This is a genomic window from Actinoplanes sandaracinus, from assembly GCF_030009775.1.
Lineage (GTDB): Bacteria > Actinomycetota > Actinomycetes > Mycobacteriales > Micromonosporaceae > Actinoplanes > Actinoplanes sandaracinus.
The window spans coordinates 38,085-60,818 of record NZ_JASCTH010000019.1 but is presented as its reverse complement, the minus strand read 5'-3'; the positions used below and the strand labels follow the sequence as shown (position 1 = coordinate 60,818).

General features: G+C 71.4%; 21 protein-coding genes. 10 read left to right on the top strand and 11 right to left on the bottom strand.

From position 1 onward, the window contains the following. Positions 1-2: 2 nt before the first annotated feature. Positions 3-329, top strand: coding sequence for an ANTAR domain-containing protein (locus QLQ12_RS46915; RefSeq protein ID WP_328518312.1), 327 nt, complete (start codon positions 3-5; stop codon positions 327-329). 168 nt (positions 330-497) lie between these two features. After that, positions 498-1,403, top strand: coding sequence for a formyltetrahydrofolate deformylase (purU, locus tag QLQ12_RS27260; RefSeq protein WP_282763359.1), 906 nt, complete (start codon positions 498-500; stop codon positions 1,401-1,403). Between the two features lie 27 nt (positions 1,404-1,430). On the opposite strand, the gene QLQ12_RS27255 is transcribed toward purU, so the two are convergent. Both QLQ12_RS27255 and QLQ12_RS27250 read right to left on the bottom strand, forming a co-directional pair. Continuing rightward, a complete protein-coding gene (locus QLQ12_RS27255; RefSeq protein ID WP_282763358.1) occupies positions 1,431-2,405 on the bottom strand; it encodes an Hsp70 family protein in 975 nt (324 codons plus the stop codon). A gap of 133 nt (positions 2,406-2,538) precedes the next feature. After that, the gene (locus tag QLQ12_RS27250) at positions 2,539-3,654 is read right to left on the bottom strand and encodes a MalY/PatB family protein (protein WP_282763357.1); all 1,116 of its coding nucleotides are present in this window, start codon (positions 3,652-3,654) and stop codon (positions 2,539-2,541) included. A 69-nt stretch (positions 3,655-3,723) separates the two neighbouring features. On the opposite strand from QLQ12_RS27250, the gene QLQ12_RS27245 reads away from it, so the two are divergent. Next, entirely contained in the window at positions 3,724-4,161 is a 438-nt protein-coding gene (locus QLQ12_RS27245) for an Lrp/AsnC family transcriptional regulator (RefSeq protein ID WP_282763356.1), read from the top strand. A 202-nt stretch (positions 4,162-4,363) separates the two neighbouring features. On the opposite strand, the gene QLQ12_RS27240 is transcribed toward QLQ12_RS27245, so the two are convergent. The 5 genes from QLQ12_RS27240 to QLQ12_RS27220 form a co-directional block, all read right to left on the bottom strand. Further along, the gene (locus QLQ12_RS27240; protein WP_282763355.1) at positions 4,364-7,405 is read right to left on the bottom strand and encodes a serine/threonine-protein kinase; all 3,042 of its coding nucleotides are present in this window, start codon (positions 7,403-7,405) and stop codon (positions 4,364-4,366) included. 2 nt (positions 7,406-7,407) lie between these two features. Then, positions 7,408-8,535, bottom strand: coding sequence for a zinc-binding dehydrogenase (locus QLQ12_RS27235; protein ID WP_282763354.1), 1,128 nt, complete (start codon positions 8,533-8,535; stop codon positions 7,408-7,410). A 155-nt stretch (positions 8,536-8,690) separates the two neighbouring features. Next, the gene (locus tag QLQ12_RS27230) at positions 8,691-10,004 is read right to left on the bottom strand and encodes an MFS transporter (protein ID WP_282763353.1); all 1,314 of its coding nucleotides are present in this window, start codon (positions 10,002-10,004) and stop codon (positions 8,691-8,693) included. After that, positions 10,001-10,645 (bottom strand): ArsR/SmtB family transcription factor, encoded by a 645-nt coding sequence (locus QLQ12_RS27225; protein WP_282763352.1) that lies wholly within the window; start codon positions 10,643-10,645, stop codon positions 10,001-10,003. Before QLQ12_RS27225 ends, QLQ12_RS27230 begins: the two co-directional genes overlap by 4 nt. A gap of 237 nt (positions 10,646-10,882) precedes the next feature. Next, a complete protein-coding gene (locus QLQ12_RS27220) occupies positions 10,883-12,130 on the bottom strand; it encodes an MFS transporter (protein WP_282763351.1) in 1,248 nt (415 codons plus the stop codon). Positions 12,131-12,212: 82 nt separating this feature from the next. Here QLQ12_RS27220 and QLQ12_RS27215 point away from each other — a divergent pair, with 82 nt between their 5' ends. From QLQ12_RS27215 to QLQ12_RS27200, 4 genes are all read left to right on the top strand, one after another. Beyond that, positions 12,213-13,097: a LysR family transcriptional regulator gene (locus QLQ12_RS27215; RefSeq protein ID WP_282763350.1), complete on the top strand. Its 885-nt coding sequence runs from the start codon at positions 12,213-12,215 to the stop codon at positions 13,095-13,097. Positions 13,098-13,128: 31 nt separating this feature from the next. Further along, complete coding sequence (locus QLQ12_RS27210; RefSeq protein ID WP_282763349.1) at positions 13,129-14,112, top strand: serine hydrolase; 984 nt, start codon at positions 13,129-13,131, stop codon at positions 14,110-14,112. Between the two features lie 94 nt (positions 14,113-14,206). Further along, positions 14,207-15,007 (top strand): alpha/beta fold hydrolase, encoded by an 801-nt coding sequence (locus tag QLQ12_RS27205; RefSeq protein ID WP_282763348.1) that lies wholly within the window; start codon positions 14,207-14,209, stop codon positions 15,005-15,007. Between the two features lie 405 nt (positions 15,008-15,412). After that, positions 15,413-16,717 (top strand): radical SAM protein, encoded by a 1,305-nt coding sequence (locus QLQ12_RS27200; protein ID WP_282763347.1) that lies wholly within the window; start codon positions 15,413-15,415, stop codon positions 16,715-16,717. Positions 16,718-17,613: 896 nt separating this feature from the next. On the opposite strand, the gene QLQ12_RS27195 is transcribed toward QLQ12_RS27200, so the two are convergent. Beyond that, a complete protein-coding gene (locus QLQ12_RS27195; RefSeq protein WP_282763346.1) occupies positions 17,614-18,195 on the bottom strand; it encodes a helix-turn-helix domain-containing protein in 582 nt (193 codons plus the stop codon). Positions 18,196-18,272: 77 nt separating this feature from the next. Between QLQ12_RS27195 and QLQ12_RS27190 the strand changes: the two genes are divergently transcribed. Then, complete coding sequence (locus QLQ12_RS27190; protein WP_282763345.1) at positions 18,273-19,364, top strand: NAD(P)/FAD-dependent oxidoreductase; 1,092 nt, start codon at positions 18,273-18,275, stop codon at positions 19,362-19,364. Between the two features lie 78 nt (positions 19,365-19,442). Then, a complete protein-coding gene (locus QLQ12_RS27185) occupies positions 19,443-19,652 on the top strand; it encodes a hypothetical protein (protein ID WP_407651589.1) in 210 nt (69 codons plus the stop codon). A gap of 138 nt (positions 19,653-19,790) precedes the next feature. Here QLQ12_RS27185 and QLQ12_RS27180 read toward each other — a convergent pair whose 3' ends face one another. From QLQ12_RS27180 to QLQ12_RS27170, 3 genes are all read right to left on the bottom strand, one after another. Next, positions 19,791-20,282 (bottom strand): DinB family protein, encoded by a 492-nt coding sequence (locus tag QLQ12_RS27180; RefSeq protein ID WP_282763343.1) that lies wholly within the window; start codon positions 20,280-20,282, stop codon positions 19,791-19,793. 192 nt (positions 20,283-20,474) lie between these two features. Continuing rightward, entirely contained in the window at positions 20,475-20,912 is a 438-nt protein-coding gene (locus tag QLQ12_RS27175) for a hypothetical protein (protein WP_282763342.1), read from the bottom strand. A 207-nt stretch (positions 20,913-21,119) separates the two neighbouring features. Continuing rightward, on the bottom strand, positions 21,120-22,328 hold the full coding sequence (locus QLQ12_RS27170; RefSeq protein ID WP_282763341.1) for a barstar family protein: 1,209 nt from the start codon (positions 22,326-22,328) through the stop codon (positions 21,120-21,122). Positions 22,329-22,503: 175 nt separating this feature from the next. Here QLQ12_RS27170 and QLQ12_RS27165 point away from each other — a divergent pair, with 175 nt between their 5' ends. Further along, the gene (locus QLQ12_RS27165; protein WP_282763340.1) at positions 22,504-22,731 is read left to right on the top strand and encodes a hypothetical protein; all 228 of its coding nucleotides are present in this window, start codon (positions 22,504-22,506) and stop codon (positions 22,729-22,731) included. Positions 22,732-22,734 lie beyond the last annotated feature (3 nt).

Below are 22,734 nucleotides of genomic sequence, written 5' to 3'. Positions count from 1 at the left end.
CGATGGAGAACCGGGCCGTCATCGAGCAGGCCAAGGGCATCATCATGGGCGCGCGTCACTGCACCGCGGCCGAGGCCTTCGCCATCCTTACCAAGTTGGCACAGGACACCAACCGCAAACTCCGCGACGTCGCCCTGGGGGCTGTCAAGAAAACGGCTCTGTCTCACAGTTCCCCCGGCCGGGTCGGGGTAATGCTGGCCGGCCGTCGCCCGAGCGTGCTGTGGCGGGGTGGTGGGGTGGCTGGGGTACGGCGGGGCGGGGTGCCGGTGGGTGGGCAGCAGCCCGGTGGGCGCGCCGCGGCCGGGAGTGGGCCGGGCCTCGCGCGGTAGGCGAGGGGCGGGGATCGATGCCGGGGGCGGCCTCGCCGTACCAGAGCAAGGTCTTCTTGGGGTGACGCTTGCCTCGTGCGGTGGCCGGACGGGCTGGCGGTCGGCAAGATCAGGTTACGTTTCTAGACTTCGGTGGCCCGCAGCAGACCTTCGGAAGGACGCCCTGTCGTGACCCTGACCCAACACGCCCCCGCGCCGCGCGTGACGCAGCCGAGCTCTGGCGATCAGGCCGTGCTCATCGTCCACGGCCGGGACCGGACCGGGATCGTGGCCGCCATCAGCACCGTGCTCGGGCGGCACGGGGCGAACATCGTGTCGCTGGACCAGTACTCCGACAACCCGCAGGGCGGGGCGTTCTTCCAGCGCACGGTCTTCGGTCGGGCCGATCTGAAGGCCGCGCTCCCGGAGATCGAGGCGGATCTGCGGCGGGAGCTGGCGAACGGGTTCGAGCTGGAGTACACGCTCCGCGACCTGTCGGCGCCGAAGCGGGTGGCGATCTTCGCGTCGAAGGCCGACCACTGCCTGCTCGACCTGCTGTGGCGGCACCGGCGGGGCGAACTGCCGATCAACATCAGCATGGTGATCTCGAACCACGCGGACACCGCCGGCGAGGTGCGCTCGTTCGGGATCCCGTTCTTCCACGTGCCGTCCAGCGGACCGGACAAGTCGGCCGCCGAGGCCCAGCACCTGCGGCTGCTCACCGGAAACGTCGACTTCATCGTGCTCGCCCGCTACATGCAGATCCTGTCCGGCGACTTCATCGAGCGTGTCGGCGTGCCGATCATCAACATCCACCACAGTTTCCTGCCGGCGTTCATCGGCGCGGGGCCGTACGCGAAGGCCAAGCAGCGTGGTGTGAAGCTGGTCGGGGCGACCGCCCACTACGTCACCGAGGACCTGGACGAGGGCCCGATCATCGAGCAGGACGTGGTGCGGGTCAACCACGCCCACACCGTCGCCGAGTTGCAGCGTCAGGGCGCCGACGTGGAGCGGGCGGTGCTGTCGCGCGCGGTCCTCTGGCACGCCGAGGACCGCGTCATCCGCGACGGCAACCACACCATCGTCTTCCAGTAGGACTTCGGATCGACGTTCGGCGGGGCTTCAACGGCGGCGCCACGGCAGCCAGGGGAAACGACCCGGCGGCCGGCTGGTGACCGCGCCACGGACCAGGGCGTGCGGGTTGCGGACGGTGACGGCCGGAGGCAGCCCGGCATCCGTGAGGGCGGCGCCGACTTGCGCGTTCTCGCCGACTAGGACCGCCGCGCCGACGCTGCCTGGATCGATCTCCGCGTCGGCCAGCAACTGTTTGACGGTGTCGGCGAGACGGTCCAGGTGCACGGCGGTCGCCGCGGCCAGGTCGTCGCGGGTCACGACGACCGCCTGATGCGGTTCGGGCAGCAGCATCGCCGCGCGGGGTTGCACGACGAGGGCGGCGCGGGCCCGGTCGATCTCGCGGCTCACCCGCCAGTCGTCGGGGTCGGCGTCGGCGCCGGCCCGGGCCGCGGCCACCCGCATCAGCGCCTCGTCGATCGCGGGTGCGCCGCCGGCCCGGACGGCGGCCGTCGCCAGATGGCGATGCCCGTCGCGGGTGTCGACCAGGGTGAGTTCCGGCCATGCGGAGCCGGCCACGCACACGAGCACGATGGCGGCGCCGGTGAGGGAGGCGGCTGCCGCGGCCGTGGTCACCACGGCCGGGTGGGGCATCCCGGCGAGCGAGGCGGCCTGTTCGAGCCGGTCCCGGGCGGGTGGATCCCAGGTCTGGGCGGTGACGACGGTCAGCGCCGACGGTCGTCCGGTGTGTTCGGCGACGTGACTGAGGACCGCCGCGATGGCGGCGGCCGGGCCGCCGTGGCGGAGCAGGGTCATCGGGTCGGGACGGTAGGACTCGGGGTGTGCCAGGCCCTCGGCGAGGGCGCCGGCCCCGGCGGTGTAGTCGCCGGAGTGGTGGAAGACCCCACTGGGGGCCCGGGCCCGTCCGTCGAAGAGCACGGGCTGGACGGTGCCCCCGCACTCGTACACCGCGGTGATCCACCATGCGGCGATGTCGACGACCAGACGATGATCCGTCGCTGGCATGTCCGGCAGTGTCCCAAATGGACGGACGATCGGCACGTCTTGTCCGGAATTTTCCACGCATAGTGATAGATGCGTCAGGTCAATGTACCCTTCTGGATCTTGAGCGTCCGGTCCGCCTCGATCATGCGGAGGATCACGACCGCAGTCTATACGTGCCCAATCGTCGCAGGATCTCCTCCAGCACCGGGCGGGACGTTCCGAAGTTCAGGCGGGCGTACCCCTCGCCGCCGGGGCCGTACTGCGGGCCCGGGCTGAGCATCACCTGAGTCTCGGCGAGGATCCGCGCGGCCGGGTCCGGCCCGAGCTCCCGCAGGTCGAGCCAGGCGAGATAGGTCGCCTCGGGACGGTGGTGCCCGGGCAGGGCCTCCGCGACCAGGCGCCGGTTGCGGTCCAGCAGGCCACGGACCTCCGCCAGCCAGGGCTCGCCGTGCTCCCAGGCGGCCAGCGTGCCGACGATCCCGAGAGTGCCGGGCTGACCCAGCATCAGCGGCGGCAGCGTGTCGAGAGCCTTGCGCACCGACGGCACCGCCACGTCCGCGATCGCGCAGCGCAACCCGGCCAGATTGAACGCCTTGCTCGCCGACGCCAGCGTGACCGTCCGCCCCGGGGCCAGGCTCGCGAACGTGATGTGCCGGTGCGGCTCGTAGATCAGTTCCGCGTGGATCTCGTCCGCGATCACCAGCACGTCGTGCTTCTCGGCGAGCGCGGCGATCTCCGACAACTCGTCGCGGGTGAAGACCCGGCCGGTCGGGTTCTGTGGATTGACCAGGATCAGCACCCGGCAGGATGCCACCGGCGCGGGATCGAACGTCCACCCCGAGCCGGTGTCGATCATCGGGATCGGCACGAGGCGCCGCCCCATCTGCGCGATCGTCTCCAGGAACGGCGGATACCCCGGCGTGTGCATCGCCACCGCGTCGCCCGGCGCGGTCGTCAGGTGCAGGATCGCCTGCAACGCCTGGATCATCTCGGTGAAGAATCGGATGCCGGCCGGATCGGGGCGATGGCCGTACTTCGCGGAGGTGCGCTCGACGTAGGCGTCGATCAGCGGATTGGCGAGCGGATCCTCCTCCCACACGGGATAACCGAGATCGGCTTCGGCGGCCCGGCTCAAGGCCGCGCGCACCGGCTCCGGGGCCGGGAAGTCCATGTCGGCGATCCACGCCGGGATCGCCCCGCCGGCCCGGGCCCGGGCCCACTTCACTCCGGGGCGCGCGGACAGGGCGGCGATATCGATGTCGTCCAACATGAGACCAGGCTAAACGGGACGACCCGGGCTGCGATTGACAATTCTTGCCCGCTGACGCAACGTTTTTGCGTGCCCGAACTGGACGATCTGGACCGCCGGCTGCTCGAACTCGTCAGCGTCGACGCCAGCCGCCCCCTGCGGGAGCTCGGCGACCTCGTCGGCCTGTCACCGAGCGCCGTCCAGCGCCGCCTCACCAGGCTGCGGGCGTCCGGGGTGATCCGCGCCGAGATCGCCGTCCTCGACCCGCGCGCGATCGGCCAGGCCATGACCACGCTCGCACTCGTCTGCCTGGTCTCCGACGAGAGCCACCACTTCGCGGCGTTCACCGGGCAGATCCGCGCCGAACCGGCGGTCGTCACCTGCTATCACGTCGCCGGCCAGTGGGACTTCGCCGTGGTGATCCGGACCGCCGACTTCGACGGGTACCGCCGCATCGCCGAACGGCTCTTCCTGACCAACCCGGCGGTCCAGCGATACGAGACGCTCCCCGTCTACGCCACGGTGTGACGCGGGCGGCGACGGCTCTTCCGAAGATCAACGGCAATGCAGGCCATCATCGGTACGGCTACCCGAACCGTGGCTGTGCGACCCGCGAGGTGGCTGCCACGCCGGCGCTCCCCGCGACCGCCGGGGCGAATCCGGTGGTCACCGGCTGTGTCGCTCCGGCGGTCCCACGAGCCCCCGATCAGGGCCGGGACGACGCCCGCGATCAAGGGCAGGACGCCTCGAACGGCAGTGTGGACGCGTGGGCCGCCCATTCCGGCTCGGTGAGCCCGGTGGTGCGCCGGCACGCCGCGGCCCGGGGGTCGCGTACCGCTTCGCGCAGCCCGCCGATGTCCCAGAGGTGGGTGCCGTACTCGTCGGCGGTGACGAGCAGCGGCCGGTCCGGACTGAACGTGGAGCTGGTGTGCGTGCCCGGCAGAACCGTCAAGAGGATCGGGTCGGACTCCTCCGGCAGGCGCCACAGCTCGGTGCCGGCCGGCGAGGACAGCGCCAGCAGTGCGCGGTCGGTGGTCAGCGCCAGCGAACCGGCATCGTTGCCCGGGATGCGTGGGCGCGGGGCGGTCCGCATGGCCGGGACTCCGTTGCGCAGAGTCCAGGTGAACACGTCGCGGTGGGCCGCCACGACCGTTCCGGCGTGCGCGGCGACCCGCTGGAACCCGCCCCGCCCGCCCAGCGTGGCGGCCCGGGCCGGGCTGGTCGGATCGGTCAGGTCCCAGGTGGTCAGGGCGGATTCGGTGCCACCGTTGTCCTGGGCGATCACCAGGTTTCCGGTGCCCGGGTCGAAGGCCGCGATCGAGGCGGGTGAGGCCGGGATCGCGGCGAGGATCTCGGCGCCGGCGCCGAGCTGGTAGATCAGCACCCGCGTCCCCCGGTCGAGAACGGCGGCCCGGCCTCGCTCCGCGTCGACGTCGAGGACCGGGCCGTCGAGGTCGAGCACGGTACGGGGCTCGGCCGTGGACAGATCGGTGATCGTGCCCGCCGCGAACATGTAGGCCTTCGCACCGCCCAGACGCAGCCGGGCCGGCGCGGCGACCGGCAGTGGCGGGCGGGCCTCGGCGGGACGGCTGGAGTCCCGTACCCCGAAGAAGTCGATCTTCTGAGCCGAGGAGACCGCGAGCAGGTCGGCGTCGGAGAGCGCCACCTGCCGTTGCCGATCCTCCGGGCCGGGAATCGTCGCCAGACGCCCGGGCGCGAACGGGGTGATCCGCCACAGCGCGGCCGAGGTGGCGGCGCCCTGCCAGCCCGCGGTGAGCAGCCGGGTGCCGTCCGGCGTGAAGTCGATCGAGGAGATCCAGCCGCCGTCGCGGCGCAGCACCCGCACCGGGACCGGCCGCTGCGGGTCGGCCACGCTCCACAGGGCGACGGCCCGCTCGCCGCTGCCGACCGCCACCGTGGCGCCGGCACGGTCGAACGCCATCGTCGTCGTCGGCCCCTCGTCCTGGCCGAACGAGCCCCGGTAGCGTGGCCGCGCCGGATCGCTCAGGTCGTAGATCCGCACCCCGTCGGTGACCGTGGCCGCGGCCAGCAGCTTGCCGTCCGGGCTGAACGCCACGTGGATGACCGCGTCCGCGTCCCCGATCCGGGCCAGTTCCCGCGGCGGCCCGTCGGCGGGTGTCGCCCACAGCGTCAGCACCTCGCCCTCGGCGACGCCGGCCAGAACCGAACCGTCCGGACTGAGGCGCGCGCCGCCCCTGGTCACGGCGCCGGCCGTGCGCCACAACGACCGCGGGCGGGTACGGTCCCGGACGTCCCACAACCCGATCGTGTCGGACACCGTGAGCAGCCGCTCGCCGTCGCCGCTGAACTGCACGCTGTCCCAGCCGTCGCCGTCGATCTCGGCCAGCCGGGTGACCCCGGCGACGTCCCACAGGTGCAGCCGCCCGCCGGCCGAGGCCAGCACCCGTCCGTCGGGGCTGAACGCCAGGTCCGAGGTCTCGCCCCGGCCGGTCCGCAGCGACGCCACCGGGGTGAACCGGTGATCGGCCACCGACCACAGATCGATCCGATCGGAGCCGCCGGTCGCCACCATCGCCCCGTCCGGCCGGTACTCGGCCGTGTAGACCGCCGAACCGGGGCTCAGCTCGCCGTCGTACCCGGTGGCCAGGGCCTCGGTGACCGCGGCCCGGCCGCGCTCGGACGGGCTGATCGCCTCGGCCGTCACCGCCAGCCGCAACGCCAGACCCGGATCGGCGTCCTGGATCTCCGCCGCCCGGTTCAGCAGGTCCCGCTGCACCAGGGCGCGGTCCTGCTGTTCGACCCGGTCGTTCGAGCGGGCCAGAGCGATCCCGGCGCCGGCCAGCAGGCCCACCGCCAGGGCGGCGGCGACCGCCCGGCCGGTCCAGCGGCGGGCCGGGCGCCCGCTCGCCTGTGCGGCCAGCGCCACCTCGCGCAGCTCGGGCGTCATATCGGGGCCGGGCACGTCCGGGCGGCCCGCCGACAGCAGCGTGTCCAGCAGTTCGTTCGCCGTCGGCCGGCGTTGCGGATCCTTCCCCAGGGCTGCCGCGACCAGGTGCCGCAGCGACCCCGGCAGCCCGGTCAGGTCGGGTGGCTGGGTGAGGATCCGGCCGATCGTGGCCAGCGGCGAATCACCGCCGAACGGGGTGTGGCCGGTCGCCGCGTAGCCGACCAGCACACCCCACGCGAACACGTCCGCCGGCGGGCCGATCCGGCCGCGCGCCCCGGTGTCCAGGCACTCCGGCGCGAGGTAGCCGATCGTGCCGATCACCTGGTCGGGGGCGGTCAGCTCGGCGCTCAGCTCGGCGCTGCGGGCGATCCCGAAGTCGATCACCTTGGGTAGGCCGACGGCGAGCAGCACGTTCGCCGGTTTCAGGTCGCGGTGCACGACTCCGGCGGAGTGGATGGCGACCAGCGCGGTGGCCACGCCGACGGCCACCGCGTACACCTCGGAGGCGGTGAGCGGGCCGCTTTCCCGGACCACGTCGGCGAGGCTCGGCCCGTCCACATATTCGACGACGAGGTACGGCGGATCGTGCTCCAGATCGTCGTGCAGGACCGCGGCCGTACAGAAGGGAGGCACCTGCCTGGCCCTTTTGACCTCGCTGTGGAACCGGGCCAGGAACTTGGGGTCCGCCGACCACTCCGCGCGGACCGCCTTGACCGCCACCGACCGCCCGTCCGGCGCCCGGCCAAGGTAGACCGTGCCCATCCCGCCCGCACCGAGCCGCCCGAGCAGCACGTGATCGCCGAGGCGGTCCGGGTCACCGGCCAGCAGCGGGGTGACGGGCACGGTCAGCCCTGAGCCGGATCGACGAGGATCTTGGCGTGGTCGCCGGGCTTGCTGAGCCTGTCGAACGCGTCGGCGACACCGTCCAGTCCGACCACATCGGTGATCAGCGGCCGTGGGTCGACCCGGCCGCCGGCGATCAGGTGCAGCGTCTCGCGGAACTCGGCGGGGTCGTAGCAGAACGAGAACCGCAGGTCGATCTCCTTGTTGATGGCCATCGCCGGCCGGAACGTGTCCGGTTCCATGCACACCCCGACCACCACGACCCGCGACCGGATCGGCGCGTGCGTGACGATGTCCTCCAGCACGCCCGGGACGCCGACGCACTCGAACACGACCACCCCGGCGGTTGCGAGCCTCCGGGCGGCGCGGACCGCCAGCCACCACGGCAGGCCCGGAACGCCGCGCAGCCGGTGCAGGGCGTCGAGGCCGGCGCCGTAGACGTCGGTGATCGAGCTGGCGAGGCCGGTCCACGGCGAGGCGGTCGCCGGGTCGACGACGAGGTGCGCGCCGCATCTGCGGGCCAGCTCCCGGCGGCCCTCCGCGTAGTCGCCGGCGATGATGCGGCGTACCCCCGCGGCCTTGAGCATGAGGATCGTCGCCAGCCCGATCGGACCGCAACCGATCACCACCGCCGTGTCCCTCCGGGAGATCTGCCCGCGCCCGACGGCGTGGCGGGCGACCGCGAGCGGTTCGGTGAGCGCCGCCAGATCGGGGGAGACCCCGGCCGGCACCGGCATCGCGGTGTCCTCGGCGACCAGCATGTACTCCGCGTAGGCGCCCGGAGCGTGCTCGGACAGGCCGATCATGTGGACGTCGTGGCCGTGCCGGATCAACGGCAGCGCGACCAGCGCCTGCCCCGGTCTCCAGCGGCGCCGGCAGCCTGGCCCGTACTCGTCCACGACACCGGTGAACTCGTGCCCCATCACCACACGATGCCCCGGCCGCATGAAATCGGGGTAACCGACTTCGGCGGCGACGTCCGCGCTCGCGCCGGCGTGCACCCGGACGTGCAGATCCGACCCGCAGATGCCGGCCCGTGTCACTCGCAGCCTGACCTGCCCCGGGCCGGGCGCGGGCAGCGGCACCTCGGCGACCGACAAAACCCCGTCCTGCACGGTCACGGCTTTCATACCGAAGAGTCTCGATACCCCGGCGCGCTCCCGTCAACGTCCCGCCGGGCCGGGCGTGGGGCCGCGCCCGGGTTCGGCCCGTGTCCAGTTCCCGTCAACGTCCCGCGGGCCCAGGCGTGGGGCCGCGCCCGGGTTCGGCCCGTGTCCAGTTCCCGTCAACGTCCCGCGGGCCCGGGCGTGGGGCCGCGCCCGGGTTCGGCCGCGTCCAGGGACCGGATCCGCACGATCGGCGAGGTCAGGAGCCACAGCACCGACAGAGTGCCGCCCGCGGCGGCGATCAGCAGACTCGGCCGCATGCCGGCGACGGTGCCGAGCAGACCGCCGGCGAGCGCGCCGAGAGGCCGGATGCCGTAGTTGACGGTGCTGAACGCGCCGGACACACGGCTTCTCATGTCGTCCGGTATGACGCTGGTCTGCAGCGAGTTGAGGTTGATGTCGAACAGCATGATGCCGAAACCGGAGACGAACTCGGCCGCGGCGAGCGCGCCGACGCGAACCCAGAACGGGCCGCCGGCCGCGGCGATGACGGCGATCGGCGCGGCGTAGAGCACCACCCCGGTGGCGATGGTGGGACCGACGCCCAGGCGCTGCGAGATCCGTGGGGCGAGGACGGCGCCGAGGAGACCGCCGGTCGCCCCGACTCCGAAGGCCAGGCCGATGGCCCCCGCCGACAGCTCCAGGACGCGGCTGGCGAACAGGACGGTCAGGCCGTACGCCACGAAGCTGAAGAAGTTGACGGTGGTGCAGCAGGCGAGGCTGGCCCGCAGGATCGGGTGGCTCACGACCAGACGCAGGCCCTGCCGGGCCCGGGTGAGCATGGGTGGTTCGGTGCTGCCGTCCGGCGCTGCCGCGGGCTCCTCGGCGACGCGGATCCGTCCGATCAGGAACGCGGACAGCAGGAAGGTGACGGCGTCGGCGAGAACAGCGATCGGCGCGGTCAGCAACTGGACCAGGGCCCCGCCGATCGCCGGGCCGGCCACGTGCGAGATGGATCGGCTGGCGCCGAGTTTGCTGTTCGCGTCGATGTAGGACCGGCGCGGCACCAGACGCGCGAAGAACGGCGCGTAGGAGGTGTTGAACAGGACCCCGGCGGCGCCGGTGACCACGGCGACCGCATAGAGGTGGCCCAGGGTGACGGCGCCGAACAGGTAGGCGACCGGCAGCGTGGCGAGTGCCAGCGCACGCACCAGGTCCGCGAGGACCATCAGCCGGCGCTTCCGGCGCTGCTGGTCGACCCAGGCGCCCAGGAGGATCGCCAGCAGGTTCGGGGCCCAGACCAGTGCCGTCACCGCGGCGACCTCGGCGGTCGAGGCGTGCAGCAGGGTCACGGCGATCAGGGGGAGCGCCAACTCGGAGATGCGGTCACCGAACTGCGACAGCGACTGGCCGCCCCACAGCCGGAGGAACGGTCCGTCACGCCACAACGACGTGGGAGCCGGCATCGTCGCGGGCTGGCCGGAAGCGCTCACGGCTGCCTCCCTGTCCGCTCACCGGCATCCTCGGAAAGCGCGCCGGTGTCTTTGGGAAGGTCGTCGGTGTCCTCCGGAAGGACGTATCGCATCAGCCGGACCGGGCGGCTTCGCGCCGGCCGTTTCTCGGCATCCCTGGTGACATATGGCGCCAGCACGCGCTCGATCGCGTCCTCGATCGCTGCGAGCTCCTCGGCGGTGACGGAGACCCGAGTGTTGGACAGCCCGCCCAGCCGGCGCCACTCCGGCGACAGGCGCGGCTCCACCTCGGTGATCCAGCGGTGAGGGAGATCGGCGTAGCGCAGGAACATCTCCTGTGCCAGCGCGCGTGCCGCGGTCGCGCCGGCCTCGTCGTCCGCCGGCGCGCTGAAGCGGAACCCGCGGCCGACCGTCTCCCACCGTCGCTGCCGGCGGTCGGGGCCGGGTGCGGCGTCGCGCACGAGGCCGAAACTCGCCAGATGGCGCAGGTGCCAGCTGGTCACCGTGGGGGTCGCCCCGACCTCGGGCGCCAACTGCGTCGCGGTGGCGGGGCCGTTCCGCCGGAGGATGTCGAGAATCGCGAGCCGGACGGGGTGGGCCAGCGCGCGCATGGCCTGTGGATCGGTGATCTCGACATCGCCGAGATGGTTCGAAGCGCCCATGTTGTGAGAGTGTCCTCTCATAAATTGTGAGAGTCAACTCTCACAATTGCGCGCCCGATCGGCCGCCGAGCGGCCACGCCGCCCGTGCGACGTGCCGCGGAGCTCCAACCAGCACGCGAGCTGCGGCGAAGGCAAGTCAGCCGTAGTCCACACGTGCCGTCGCCGTGGAATTCCGTGCCTGCCGTCCGGCTGCGGGGTCGGCCGTAGCGGGCGCGTGTTGTGGGTGGCGGGTGTGGGCTACGGCTGCGGGGGTCGGCGGGACCGGTGGGACAACAGCGCGACCACGGTGAGCAAGGCCAGTAGGGCAGCGGCGAACCACGTCATCACGGTGACGACGCCCGCGAACCGGCTGGCCATGCCGATGGCCAGGGCGGACACCGCCAAGGCGACGTAGGCGATCAGGAACAGCCCGGCGAGTGCGGCGCCCCGGTCAGCCGGCGTGGCGTGCGCGGCGACCGTACCGAGGGAGGCTTTGAAGAGGACTCCGGCGCCGATGCCGGCGAGCATGCCGCCGCTGAGGAAGACCGGCAGGCTGGCCACGTGCATGCCGGTGACCAGCGTGAGGAGGCCGGCGGCCTGGGCGGTCAGGCCGGACACCGTCCTGCTCCGCGCGGTCCAGCGGGTGGTCAGGGTCTGCGCGGCCGCCGAAGCGCCGAAGACGGCGAAGACGATCAGCCCGGCCAGGAACCGGGACGGGTGCTGCAGCGTGCCGGCGACGAAACCGGGCGCCACCGAGGTGAAGAACCCGAAGACCGAGAACGCCGCGAACGCGCCGGTGGCCGCGGCCGGATAGGCGGGCCCACGCCCGATGCTGACTCGCTGCGGACGGTAACGGTAGGCGCCGGCGCGACGCACGGTCTCCGGGCTCACCGCCACGGCCGCGATGGCGGCCACCAGGAGAAGCAAGAAGATTGCGTACGGCGTACGCAACGGTGCCGTGACGAATTCGGCGAGGAAACCCGCCACCAGCGTGCCGAGCCCGAGCCCGCCGATGTTCGCGGCCGTCGAGACCACCTCGAACCGGGTGCCGGAGGCGCCCGGACGGTGGGCGGCGTGCAACTCGTGCAGGTGCGCGGTGGCCGTCGCGGTGATCATGCCGACGCCGAGTCCGGTGATGAACCGGGCCGCCAGCAGCAGCGGTAGCGACGTCCCGGTGAGGAACAGCAGCGCGGCGACGACCTCCAGGCCGAGCGCCGGGATCAGGATCCGTTTGCGCCCGAGCCGGTCCGAGACGTGTCCGGCCAGCAGCAGGCTGACCACCACGCCCACCGCGTAGGCGGCGAACACCGCCGTGACCGTGAACGTGGAGAACCCGTCGCGGGCGGTGTACAGGGGGAACAGCGGCGCCGGGACGGTCGAGAACGCCATCGCGACGGCGAACGCGACCGCGACCGCCCAGAACCCGGCGCCGTGCCGCCCCGTGCCTGATGCCCGCCGGCCGGACGCGATCTCTCGCGGAACCCGAACCGCTTCCAGAAGTGCCATGAGCCGACAGTGCACCGACTCGATCATCAAATCCAACGAGAGTTCCAGCTCGGTACGATCGCCATCGTTGATGATTGGCGGCATGGAACTGCGTCAACTGGAGTACTTCGTCGCCGTCGCCGAGGAGCAGCACTTCACCCGTGCGGCGGCTCGCCTGCATGTGGTCCAGTCCGCCGTCTCCGCCGCGATCAAGACCCTGGAACGGGAACTCGGCACCCCGCTGCTCGACCGCAACGCCAAACGCGTCCGCCTCACCGACGCCGGCGTCGCGCTGCTGCCCCGTGCCCGGACCGCTCTGGACGCGGCCCGCGACGCCCGCGACGCGGTGGCCGAGGTGCGCGGCGGGCTGCGCGGCACCCTGCGGATCGGCACCCTCACCTCGATCCGGGTCATCGACCTGCCGGCGCTGCTCGGCGAGTACCACCGGCGCCACCCCGGCGTGCTGATCCGGACGGCGGTGTCCCCGGCCGGCTCGCGCGGGCTGGTCGACATGCTCGCCGACCACCGGCTGGACCTGGCCTTCGTCTCGGTGCCCGGGCCGCGGCCGGCCGGCGTGCACCTCGTCGAGCTGACCGGCGCGGTCATGGACCTGGCGGTGCCGCCCGGCCACCCGCTCGCCGGCCGCGCCTCGGTGCACATCGACGAGCTGGCCGGCCTGGACTTCATCGACCTGCCGGCCGGTTACGGCAACCGGGACGTCGCCGACCGGGCGTTCGCGGCGGCCAGCGTCCGGCGGCACGTCACCATCGAGATCACCGACATCGGTACGAGCGCGGACTACGTACGACATGGGCTCGGTGTCGCTCTTCTGCCGCGTTTCCTGCTCGACGGCGCCGCCGGGATCGCGACGATGCCCGTCACCGGCGCCGACCTGCGCTGGCCGCTGTCGCTCGCGGTGCCGGCGGACCGCCCGCCCGGCGCCGCCGCCCGCGCGTTGATCTCGCTGACCGCCGACTTTCTGCCGTGATCAAGCCGCCCGGTCGCTAGAGTGGGCCGCCATGAGGTCGATACGGGTCTGGTTCGTCGCGGCGGTGATCGCCGTGATCATCAGTGGTGGAGCGCTGATCGTGACAGGCATCAACGCCATCAGCGAGGGCTCGGCGGCGGCATCGCTGGCCGCCGACCGTGCGACGCCACCCGCGGCCTCCGTGACGCCCGCGGCGTCCGCGACTGCTACGCCGCCCGCGGCAGCGCCGCCGCCCAGCGTGCCACCGGCGCCGGCCGGGGCAGCCGCTCAGGAACCGGCCGCGGCCGGCTGGCCGGACAACGTCACAGCGCTGGACGCGGCGCTGAGGAAGCTGGCGGGGAACACGCCCGACTTCTCGGTCGCCGTTCTCGATCGCAAGACCGGGCACACGTACGCCTACCGGGGCTCCGTCAAGTTCGACACCGCGAGCATCGTCAAGACCCAGATCCTCGCGTGCATGCTGCTCAAGGCGCAGGACGCCGGCCGCGCGCCCACGTCCGCCGAGATGGCCCTGGCCAAGCCGATGATCCGGCTCAGCGACAACGGCGCGACCACGTCCCTCTACCAGAAACTCGGCGGCAAGGCCGCGGTCACCAGGAGCAACAAGCGGCTCGGGCTGACCCAGACGGTCGTCAACAGCCGGTGGGGCCTCACCCGCACGACCGCTGCCGACCAGGTCAGACTCCTGGCGGCGCTGGTCGACCCGAAAGGGCCGCTGAACGCGAGCTCCCGCCAGACCGCCTTCAGCCTGATGAACACCGTCGACAAGGCGCAGGACTGGGGTGTTCCGTCGGTCGCCAAGGCCGGTGAGATCACCATGGTCAAGAACGGATGGGACACGCGTACGGCCGACGGCGGCCTCTGGGCCGTCAACACCATCGGCCGTGTCACCTCGAAGGACGGCGCCGTGGACGTGTCCGTCGTCGTCCTCTCCCACAACAACAAGTCGATGCAGAGCGGCATCACCCTGGTCGAGAAGGCGGCGAAGCTGACCCGCCAGCACCTGCGGTACTGAGACGACGCCGGTGATCGCGTTGTGATCGCCGCGAAAATGTCAGGGGTGGGTGAGAGCATCCATGCGTTCGGCGAGAGCGCATGGAGGTTCGGCGATGGTGAATTTCGCTGAGATCGGCGACGGCGTCCCGGTGCTGGCTCTGCACGGGTGGACGGCCGATCACCGGCTGATGTCGGGCTGCCTGGAGCCGGTGTTCACCGGCCGGGGCGGCTATCGGCGGCTCTACCCCGATCTCCCCGGCATGGGCCGGTCACCGGCCCCACCGGCGATCACCAGTTCCGACGATCTGCTGGCCGCCGTCCACGACTTCATCGACAAGACCATCGGCGACCAGCCGTTCCTCGTGATCGGTGAGTCCTACGGCGGCTATCTGAGCCGTGCCGTGACCCGTGACCGCGCCGCCCAGGTGCTCGGGCTGGCGCTGATCTGCCCCATCGGGACGATCGTCGACCGCTCCCGGCGCACCCTCCCGGCCAAGCGGGTGCTGCGGCCTGATCCAGCCGGGGCCGCCGGGCTCGACGAGCGGACCGCGGAGGCCTTCACCGAGATGGCGGTCGTGCAGAGCCCGTCGGCGGCGGCACGCTTCCGCGACGAGATCATGCCCGGTCTCGACCTGGCCGACATGAGCGCCATCGCCCGCATCGAGCAGCGGTGGGAGCTGAGCAGCCCGCCCGAGTCCGGTGCGCCGTTCCCTCGCCCGACTCTGATCCTCACCGGCCGGCAGGACCATTGCGTCGGCTTTGTGGACCAGTTCGCTCTGCTGCCGCACTACCCACGGGCGACGTTCGCGGTCCTCGACATCGCCGGCCACAACCTGCAACTCGACCAGCCAGCCATGTTCGACACGTTGATGGGGGACTGGCTCGACCGCGCCGCCGACCCGTCCGAGCCCTGACCGGCCGCCCACCGTCCCACTCGGCGCCGACGTCGGTCGAGGCGCTCGGCACCCGGCCGGAGTGGGCCCGTGTGCGGGAACTGGCGAGGGCGTCCCTGACGCGGTTGCCCTGACAGCGCGCCCGGAGACGGCCCGCGCTCGGCCCGAAGGACCCGGGAGGCGTGGCCGGTGGGCCGGGACTCCGCCCGATAGGCGCGCTGGGGAGGGGGGCGGGCCGGCGTCGCGGGGTAGGCCCGGCCGGTGGTTGCGGTGGGGGAGGACTGTGTCGTACCCCATCGGAAGGACCGGAGTGCGGGTGACCGTGACAGACGGGCTGACCTCGGGATTTGGTGATCTGTGACACGGGAGGCTGGCTCCGGATGTAAGGAGTCAGGCGTGCTACGGTCCGTCGGGGAGGACGCCACAATGCAGACGCGTACGGATCTCATCGAAGATCTGATGGGACGGTTCCCGCATATCCCGCGTGAGGCGGTGATCAAGGAAGACCTGCTGCGGGGCGGGCTGGCGTTCGACGATTCGGCGCTCACCGACAATGAGAACGGTGATGTGAAGCCGAAGTCGTACTTCATCTTCTCGTTCGACCACCGGACGCTTCCGGAGTTGGGTGAGGCGGCGCTGCGGCGCCCGCCGGAGGAGATCGTGCTCACCGGTGGGCCCTATGGGCTGCGGCGGACCGTGGTGTCGGTGCGCATCAACCCGTCGTCGCCGTACCGGGTCAAGCCGGCCGAGGACGGGAAGCTCATGCTTCACCTCGACGGCAAGCCGATCGCCGATGTGGGTCTGCCGCCGATGCCGGACTATTACCGGCACACCCTCAGCAACGGCAAGCAGGTGATGGAGGTCGCCCCCACCATTCAGTGGGGCTATCTCGTCTATCTCACCGTGTTCCGGGTGTGTCAGTACTTCGGCGCCAAAGAGGAATGTCAGTACTGCGACATCAACCACAACTGGCGTCAGCACAAGGCTGCCGGGCGGCCCTACACCGGTGTGAAACCGGTCGACGAGGTGCTCGAAGCGCTCGCGATCATCGACAAGTACGACACCGCGAAGACGTCGCACGCCTACACGCTGACCGGCGGCAGTGTCACCAGCAAGGTCGACGGGCTGGCCGAGGCCGACTTCTACGGGCGTTACGCGCAGGCCATCGAGGAGCGGTTCCCAGGCCGGTGGATCGGCAAGGTCGTCGCGCAGGCGCTCCCGAAAGAGGACGTGCAGCGGTTCTACGACTACGGCATCCGCATCTACCACCCGAACTTCGAGGTGTGGGACAAGCGGCTGTTCGAGCTCTACTGCCCGGGCAAGGAACGATATGTGGGCCGCGAGGAATGGCATCGCCGCATCCTCGACTCGGCTGAGGTGTTCGGTCCGCGTAACGTGATCCCGAACTTCGTGGCCGGTGTCGAGATGGCCGAGCCGTTCGGGTTCACCACGGTCGACGCGGCTATCGAATCGACCACCGAGGGCCTGCAATATTTCATGTCCCGGGGCATTCTGCCGCGATTCACCACCTGGTGCCCGGAGCCGACCACACCTCTCGGGAAGACCAATCCCGAGGGCGCGCCGCTGGAATACCACATCCGGCTGCTCGAGGCGTACCGCGCGACCATGGAGGCGAACGGGCTGAGCACCCCGCCCGGATACGGCCCGCCCGGTGCCGGTAACGCGGTCTTCTCGGTGAGTTCCTTCATGGACACCCTGCCGGCTGAATGATCGAGGCGCTCTGCGCCTGGCTTCGCGCTTCGATGGTCTCCGTGCGAGACGCCTACGCTGCGAAAATGCCGCCTCAACGCCTCTCATGAGGCGTTGAGGCGGCATTTCCTGTCGTGCGGCGAAGTCTCTGGAACCGGTGCGGGTGATGTAGTCACGGCCTGCGTTTCGCCTGTTGCGTGCGGCGCGGCCGGTCGTCCTGGTTGCTCACATCGATGTCGTGCCGATCGCGGGCGCGTGGACGCCTGCCGGACAGGACGCGCCGGAAGGTGACGCCAGAATGGTCACGGCCGTGAGGCCATCGCCTTCAGCGCGGTCCGGCTGGTCGGGTGGCCCGGGTCCCGCTGCCGCTGGCTGGGCGCTGCTGAGCCGATCCGCTGGCGGGTGCAGCTGGGTCGGCTACTGCTGAGCCGGGGCGCTGAGCTGGATGGTGGGCCGGGGCGCTCGCGAGGGCCTACGGGGCGCCGGCGGGGGATGGGCCGGGGCGCTGGCCGGGATGCTGCAGGGCCAGGCGCTGCTGGCTGGGTGCCGCTAACGGCGGCGGGTGAGCATATTTTCAGGTGGGCGGTGGCCGCCGCGTGCGGCATCTCACGGGCGGTACTTCGAGTCCGTCGGTGAGGTGCCGCTCACCGGTCCCGTAGTCCCACCGTTCCCCGCGAACACATGGCTCGGGCGGTCTGATGCGTTCGCTGACGTCCAGCGGACCCGGAACCCGGTCGTCTTAGCCGGACGGCAGGTGACACCCGGTCGGCTCTCTACGGCCTCCCCGTCGAGGGAAACCGGCGCTGTCGAGGAGGCGGCCGAAGCTCTGCGCGGCCGGATCCCCGGACGCGTCGTGGGACCGGGCGATCATGACCGGTCAGCGGCGCTCACGACGGCGGCGCTCAGGACGGCGGCGCTCACGACGGCTCAGCGGGGCGGGCTCGGACGTGCATGCGTTCGCCCTGACGCCCCAGGATGCTGATGATCTCGACCGGACGGTCACCGGTGCTGCCGAACCAGTGCGGAACGCGGGTGTCGAACTCGGCCGCCTCCCCGGCCCCGATCACGAAGTCGTGGTCGCCGAGGACCAGTCGCAGCCGCCCGGACAGCACATAGAGCCACTCGTAGCCCTCGTGCACCCGCTGCTCCGGCTCGATCTGATCAGCCGGGATGATCACCTTCCAGGCCTGGAGTGATCCGGCGTGCGGGGTGAGCGGCAGCACGATCCGCCCGTTCACCCGGCGGGGAACCGGCCGCACCCGTGGGTCGGCGATCTGCGGCGCGCCGATCAGTTCGTCGACCGGCACCCGGTGTGCCAGTGCGATCGGCAGCAGCAGTTCCAGGCTGGGCTTGCGCTGACCGCTCTCCAGCCGGGACAGGGTGCTCTTCGAGATGCCGGTGATCTCGGCAAGCGCGGTCAGCGTGACGTTGCGCTGGGTGCGGAGGCGTTTCAGGCGGGGTCCGACCTCGGAGAGCGCGGCGGCGATGGCTTGTTCCACCCGGCCATTCCACAGGCATTTCCCGGAATCAGCAACATTGGTTGCCGTTCTCACGGCCTCGGCGGAACCTGGGCGCCATGAACGAATACGACGTCGTAGTGGTGGGCGGCGGCGCCGCCGGACTGAGCGCCGCCCTGGTACTGACCCGCGCCCGGCGCCGGGTCGCGGTCGTCGACGCGGGCGCGCCGCGCAACGCGCCGGCCGCGCACATGCAGGGTTTCCTCTCCCGAGACGGCATGTCACCGGCCGATTTCCTCGCCGCCGGAAGGACCGAGATCATCGGGTACGGCGGGGAACTGCTCGCCGACACCGTCCTCTCGATCACGCCGCTCTCACCGTCCGCCGCACCCGCACCCGCACCCGCACCCGCACCCGCACCCGCACCCGCACCCGCACCCGCACCCGCACCCGGAGCCCGTGCAGCGGCCGGGGTTCGTGCGGCGGGCGCGGTGGATACCGGTATTCGTGCCGCGGGCGCGGTGAACGCCGGCTTCCGGGTTCGCCTGGCATCGGGTGCCCTGCTGTTCGCCCGCCGGGTGCTCGTGGCCACCGGCCTGCGTGACGAGATCCCCGGCATTCCCGGCCTCGCCGAGCGCTGGGGCCGCGACGTGCTGCACTGCCCGTACTGCCACGGCTATGAGGTCCGGGACCGTCCGCTCGGCGTGCTCGGGGGCAGCCCCGAAACCGTCGAGCATGCCCTGCTGATCAGGCAGTGGTCGGACGACGTGGTCTTCTACGCCCACACCCACGAGCTGACCGGCGACGAGCGGCAGCGGCTCACCGCCCGCGACATCCGGATCGTCGAGGGCACCGTGACCCGGATGGTCATCGACGATGATCGGCTGGCCGGTGTCGAACTCGACTGGGCGAGCATGGTCGCGCCGCAGGCGCTGTTCGTCCGGCCCAGGCTCGTCCCGAGCGACAGCCTGCTCACCGGCCTCGGTGCGGTCGTGATCGCCGAGCGGACGGGCCGGACCAGCGTGCCCGGCGTCTGGGCCGCGGGCAACGCCGTCGACCCACGCGCCCAGGTGATCACCGCAGCCGGTGCCGGATCGGCCGCAGCCATCGACCTGCACGCCGACCTCGTCGACGAGGACGTGCGGAACGCCCTGCCTTTCTCGGTCGCCATGGAACGCCGGGTCGCCGCCCTCTCCTTCGCCTCTCTCTAGTTCGCCCCGTCTCGTCCCTAGTTCACCTCCGTCTAGTTCACCTCCGTCTAGTTCACCTCTATTCAGGGAGCCTTTCCGATGTCTGCTCGATCCCCTCGTCACCGCATGGCCGTCATGATCTGGGTGGCTGTCTTCCCGACCCTGACCGTGCTGCAACTGCTGCTCGGCGACCTGCTGCAGGACCTGCCGCTGGTGCTCCGCACCCTGGTCCTGGCCACCATCGCGGTGCCGATCGTGGTCTACGGCCTGATGCCGCTCCTGCAGCGACTGGTCACCCGCCGAGCCTGACCGGCGTTGAGGCCACGGCCGTGCCGCAGCGGTGCCGCAACTGCAACCCGCGGCCGGGCCGTGGCCACAACCCGCGGCCGGGCGGCGTCGCCCGCAGCTATTGCCGGGCGGGTAACACCGTGGTCGTCGCCGCCCGAGTCATCGGGGGCCCAGGCCGGTGCGGCCGTCGATCAACTCGCGGGCCGCGTCGAGATGGCCGGCGTGCCGGGCGGTCTCCTCGATCATGTGCAGGATGATCCGGCGCAGGTCGGTGGTCTGCGAGGCGAGCGGTTCCTGCGGATGAGCCCACACCGGCACCGCGTCGAGCGCGGTCTCCGCGATGATCTTGTCGGACCGGGCGCACTCGTCGCGGTAGAAGCCCAGCACCGTCTCCGATGGCCGAACTGTGGTGAGCGGGGCGCAGTCGTCGGGCCACGGCAGTGGCTCGACGACTCCGGTGAGGACCTGCTGAAACCAGTGCCGCTCCGCGTGACCCAGATGCTCCACCATGCCGAGCGGCGTCCACCCGGAAGGCAGCACCGGTGTGTGCAGAGCTTCCTCACCGAGACCGGCGAGAATCGCCTCGACGCTGGCCCGCTGATAGGCCAGGAATTCCCGCAGTACCGCTTTCTCCGCATCGATGTCCGTCATGGCCCGCACGCTAACAGCGACCACCGACATTTCTCGGCCGCGCCGTCAGCGCGGCCGACTCCAGACGTGCCACCGGTTCAGGGCGCCGACGGATCGCCCGGCGCCCTCAGAAGGACGGATCGCCCGGCGCCCTCAGAAGAACGGCGTACCCGCGAGCAATCAGGCACCGAGCAGTCCGCGCCGACTGATCGGTCACGAACGCGGTGCGAAGTCCGCGACGACGACCTTCTCCGACTCGTACGCGTTCAGATCCGCCAGCACCCAGTCCTCCCCGGCGCGGATCCGGTGGAACCGGAACGTGCCATTGGTCGAGTTGGTCGCCACGACGCACCGCACCGCGACCGTCAACTCGGCCGCCAGCCGGCAGACCTCCAGCGCGAGGGCCAGGCCATGACGCAGCAGCACCACCTGGTCCGCGTCGGAGACCGACGGCTGTCCCTCGTCGGAGCGTGCCACCTGGACCGGGACGACGTCCTCCAGGTGGAAACTGTTGACGAAACACTCCCAGCCGGTCAGATCAGGGAAGTTCCCCGGAGCCGGCACCGCCCACCGTGCGCCGTCCTTCCAGACCACGACCTCTTCACGGACTTCGATGCCCGCATCGGCGATCGCCCGCAACCCTTCCGTCATGCCTCCTGACGGTGTCACCAAGCCGGACCCGCCGAGCACACCCAGGCCGTCCGCGGCCGCATCGTTCATCCGAATGGCAAGCACAGGGACATGATCCTGATCGCCACCGTCCCTTTGGCGTTCGGGGCGACTTCGTCAGCGACCCGGTCGTTCAGCAGGAGGCCGGCGACTGACCCGGCGCTGCGGTCTATTGCGGCTTCACGGCGGTCAGCGCAGCTCGACCCCGACGCCGTCCTCGGTGAGTGAGGCCACCAGGTCGTCGAGCGTGAACGCCATCGTGCGGGGATCGTGGCTGGGCGCCAGGTGTTCGCGGGCGACCGCCGAGTCGTGCCATATCAGGCGGAACGGGCCGCGTGCCCCGAACCCGGCCGAGGTCAGGCAGTCGTGCACCGCGTAGAAGTTCCAGCCGTAGTACCCGCCCGGGCCGTTGACCGCCTCGCCCAGCGCGCAGAAGAAGCCGTGGACGTCGGTGACGAAGCGCCCGTCCAGGTGGTACGTGCCGCCCGGCGGCCGGTCCGGGCCCTTGGGCACGCTGGAGAGCGCCAGGCCGGCCCAGTGGTGGCGCAGTTCGCTGCTGAAACCGGCCCAGGTGTTCTTCTCGGTGGGCCGCCCGGCCCGCCAGTGGGCGAGCAGGTCGAGGTAGCCGGTCGGAAGCGGCGTCACCGGGCAGCTGTCGACGGTGACGTCGAGCAGCCCTTCGCCGAGGCTGGACGGCGTACACGCCTCGACGTATCCATGGACCATGCCGCCGATCAGGTTGATGGTCGAGCCGTCGGCGAGGACGGCCTCGACGTCGGCCCGGATCCGGCGGCGCTCCCAAGCCTCCGGGCCGGACTTCTCGAGCGCCGCGACCGCGGTGAGCAGCGGTTCCGTCGGCCGGCAGCCGAGCAGCCGGACCACCGGCACCGGCGGTTCGCCCTGCTCCCGGAACACCCCGGAGACGTCCTGACAGGTGCCGTACGCCGCCTCGCCGTAGCCCACCAGCGCGAACTCGGCGACGTCGGCGGGTCGCTCCACCTCGTCGGCGGGCTCGTAGACGAACACAAAGCCGTCGAGGTCGATGTCGACGGCGCCCGGCGTGGCCGCGCTCGGCCGCTGCCCGAGCACGACGACGTCGAGCAGGTCCTCACCGAACCACTGCGGCGACTGGCCGGCCGGTGGTTCCGGGGCGGTCACCGAGAGATGGCCGAGCCAGGCCGCCTCCGTGCCGAGCGCCTCGGCGGGCAGCCGGTCGAGCAGGTCGGCGAGCGCGCCGGCAGGCCGGCACCCGAGCAGCGTGAACCGCTCTCGATCGCGCGGCGGCAGATCCACGAACAGCCCGTCGATCTCCACGCACCGGGTCAGCTCCGCACAGTTGTCCCATTCTCCATCGTGGAGAACACCTTGGAGCACCCAGCTCGGCGGGGTCGTCGTCATCCCGGCAATCTACTGGAGATCAACATCACTGCGCCGCCCCGCCGGCGGGGCGGCCCGGCCTGATCGCGCCCGAGCACGGCCAGGCTCACGGCGACCTCGGAGGCGACCCGGGGCGCGGACGTCGGTGAAGGTAAATCGATGGTGTCCGGCGGCCGGCTCGGCAGAGGATACGGCGGTGACGAACGCTCCTGAGGGATTCACCTACCGGCAACGCAAGAACGGTGACATCGAGATGCTGCACCACGGCCGTCCGGCGGGTCTGCTCCGCGGCCCCGCGGCGGCCCGGTTCCTGGCCGACGTGGAGACCGAGGATCCGCAGGAGCTGATGGCCCGGCTCACCGGCAATTACAAGCACGGCAACGAACGTACGGCGAAGAACCACCCCCGTAATCGGCGGCGGTGAAGC

Bases quoted from the DNA above. Each gene is read 5' to 3' on its own strand.
- QLQ12_RS27205 (WP_282763348.1), top strand. From the start codon at position 14,207: ATGGTGAATTTCGCTGAGATCGGCGACGGCGTCCCGGTGCTGGCTCTG.
- QLQ12_RS27190 (WP_282763345.1), top strand. From the start codon at position 18,273: ATGAACGAATACGACGTCGTAGTGGTGGGCGGCGGCGCCGCCGGACTG.
- QLQ12_RS27225 (WP_282763352.1), bottom strand. From the start codon at position 10,645: ATGGGCGCTTCGAACCATCTCGGCGATGTCGAGATCACCGATCCACAG.
- QLQ12_RS27170 (WP_282763341.1), bottom strand. From the start codon at position 22,328: ATGACGACGACCCCGCCGAGCTGGGTGCTCCAAGGTGTTCTCCACGAT.
- QLQ12_RS27180 (WP_282763343.1), bottom strand. From the start codon at position 20,282: ATGACGGACATCGATGCGGAGAAAGCGGTACTGCGGGAATTCCTGGCC.
- QLQ12_RS27235 (WP_282763354.1), bottom strand. From the start codon at position 8,535: ATGAAAGCCGTGACCGTGCAGGACGGGGTTTTGTCGGTCGCCGAGGTG.
- QLQ12_RS27185 (WP_407651589.1), top strand. From the start codon at position 19,443: ATGTCTGCTCGATCCCCTCGTCACCGCATGGCCGTCATGATCTGGGTG.
- QLQ12_RS27210 (WP_282763349.1), top strand. From the start codon at position 13,129: ATGAGGTCGATACGGGTCTGGTTCGTCGCGGCGGTGATCGCCGTGATC.
- QLQ12_RS46915 (WP_328518312.1), top strand. From the start codon at position 3: ATGGAGAACCGGGCCGTCATCGAGCAGGCCAAGGGCATCATCATGGGC.
- QLQ12_RS27200 (WP_282763347.1), top strand. From the start codon at position 15,413: ATGCAGACGCGTACGGATCTCATCGAAGATCTGATGGGACGGTTCCCG.
- QLQ12_RS27215 (WP_282763350.1), top strand. From the start codon at position 12,213: ATGGAACTGCGTCAACTGGAGTACTTCGTCGCCGTCGCCGAGGAGCAG.
- QLQ12_RS27175 (WP_282763342.1), bottom strand. From the start codon at position 20,912: ATGACGGAAGGGTTGCGGGCGATCGCCGATGCGGGCATCGAAGTCCGT.
- QLQ12_RS27250 (WP_282763357.1), bottom strand. From the start codon at position 3,654: ATGTTGGACGACATCGATATCGCCGCCCTGTCCGCGCGCCCCGGAGTG.
- QLQ12_RS27255 (WP_282763358.1), bottom strand. From the start codon at position 2,405: ATGCCAGCGACGGATCATCGTCTGGTCGTCGACATCGCCGCATGGTGG.
- QLQ12_RS27220 (WP_282763351.1), bottom strand. From the start codon at position 12,130: ATGGCACTTCTGGAAGCGGTTCGGGTTCCGCGAGAGATCGCGTCCGGC.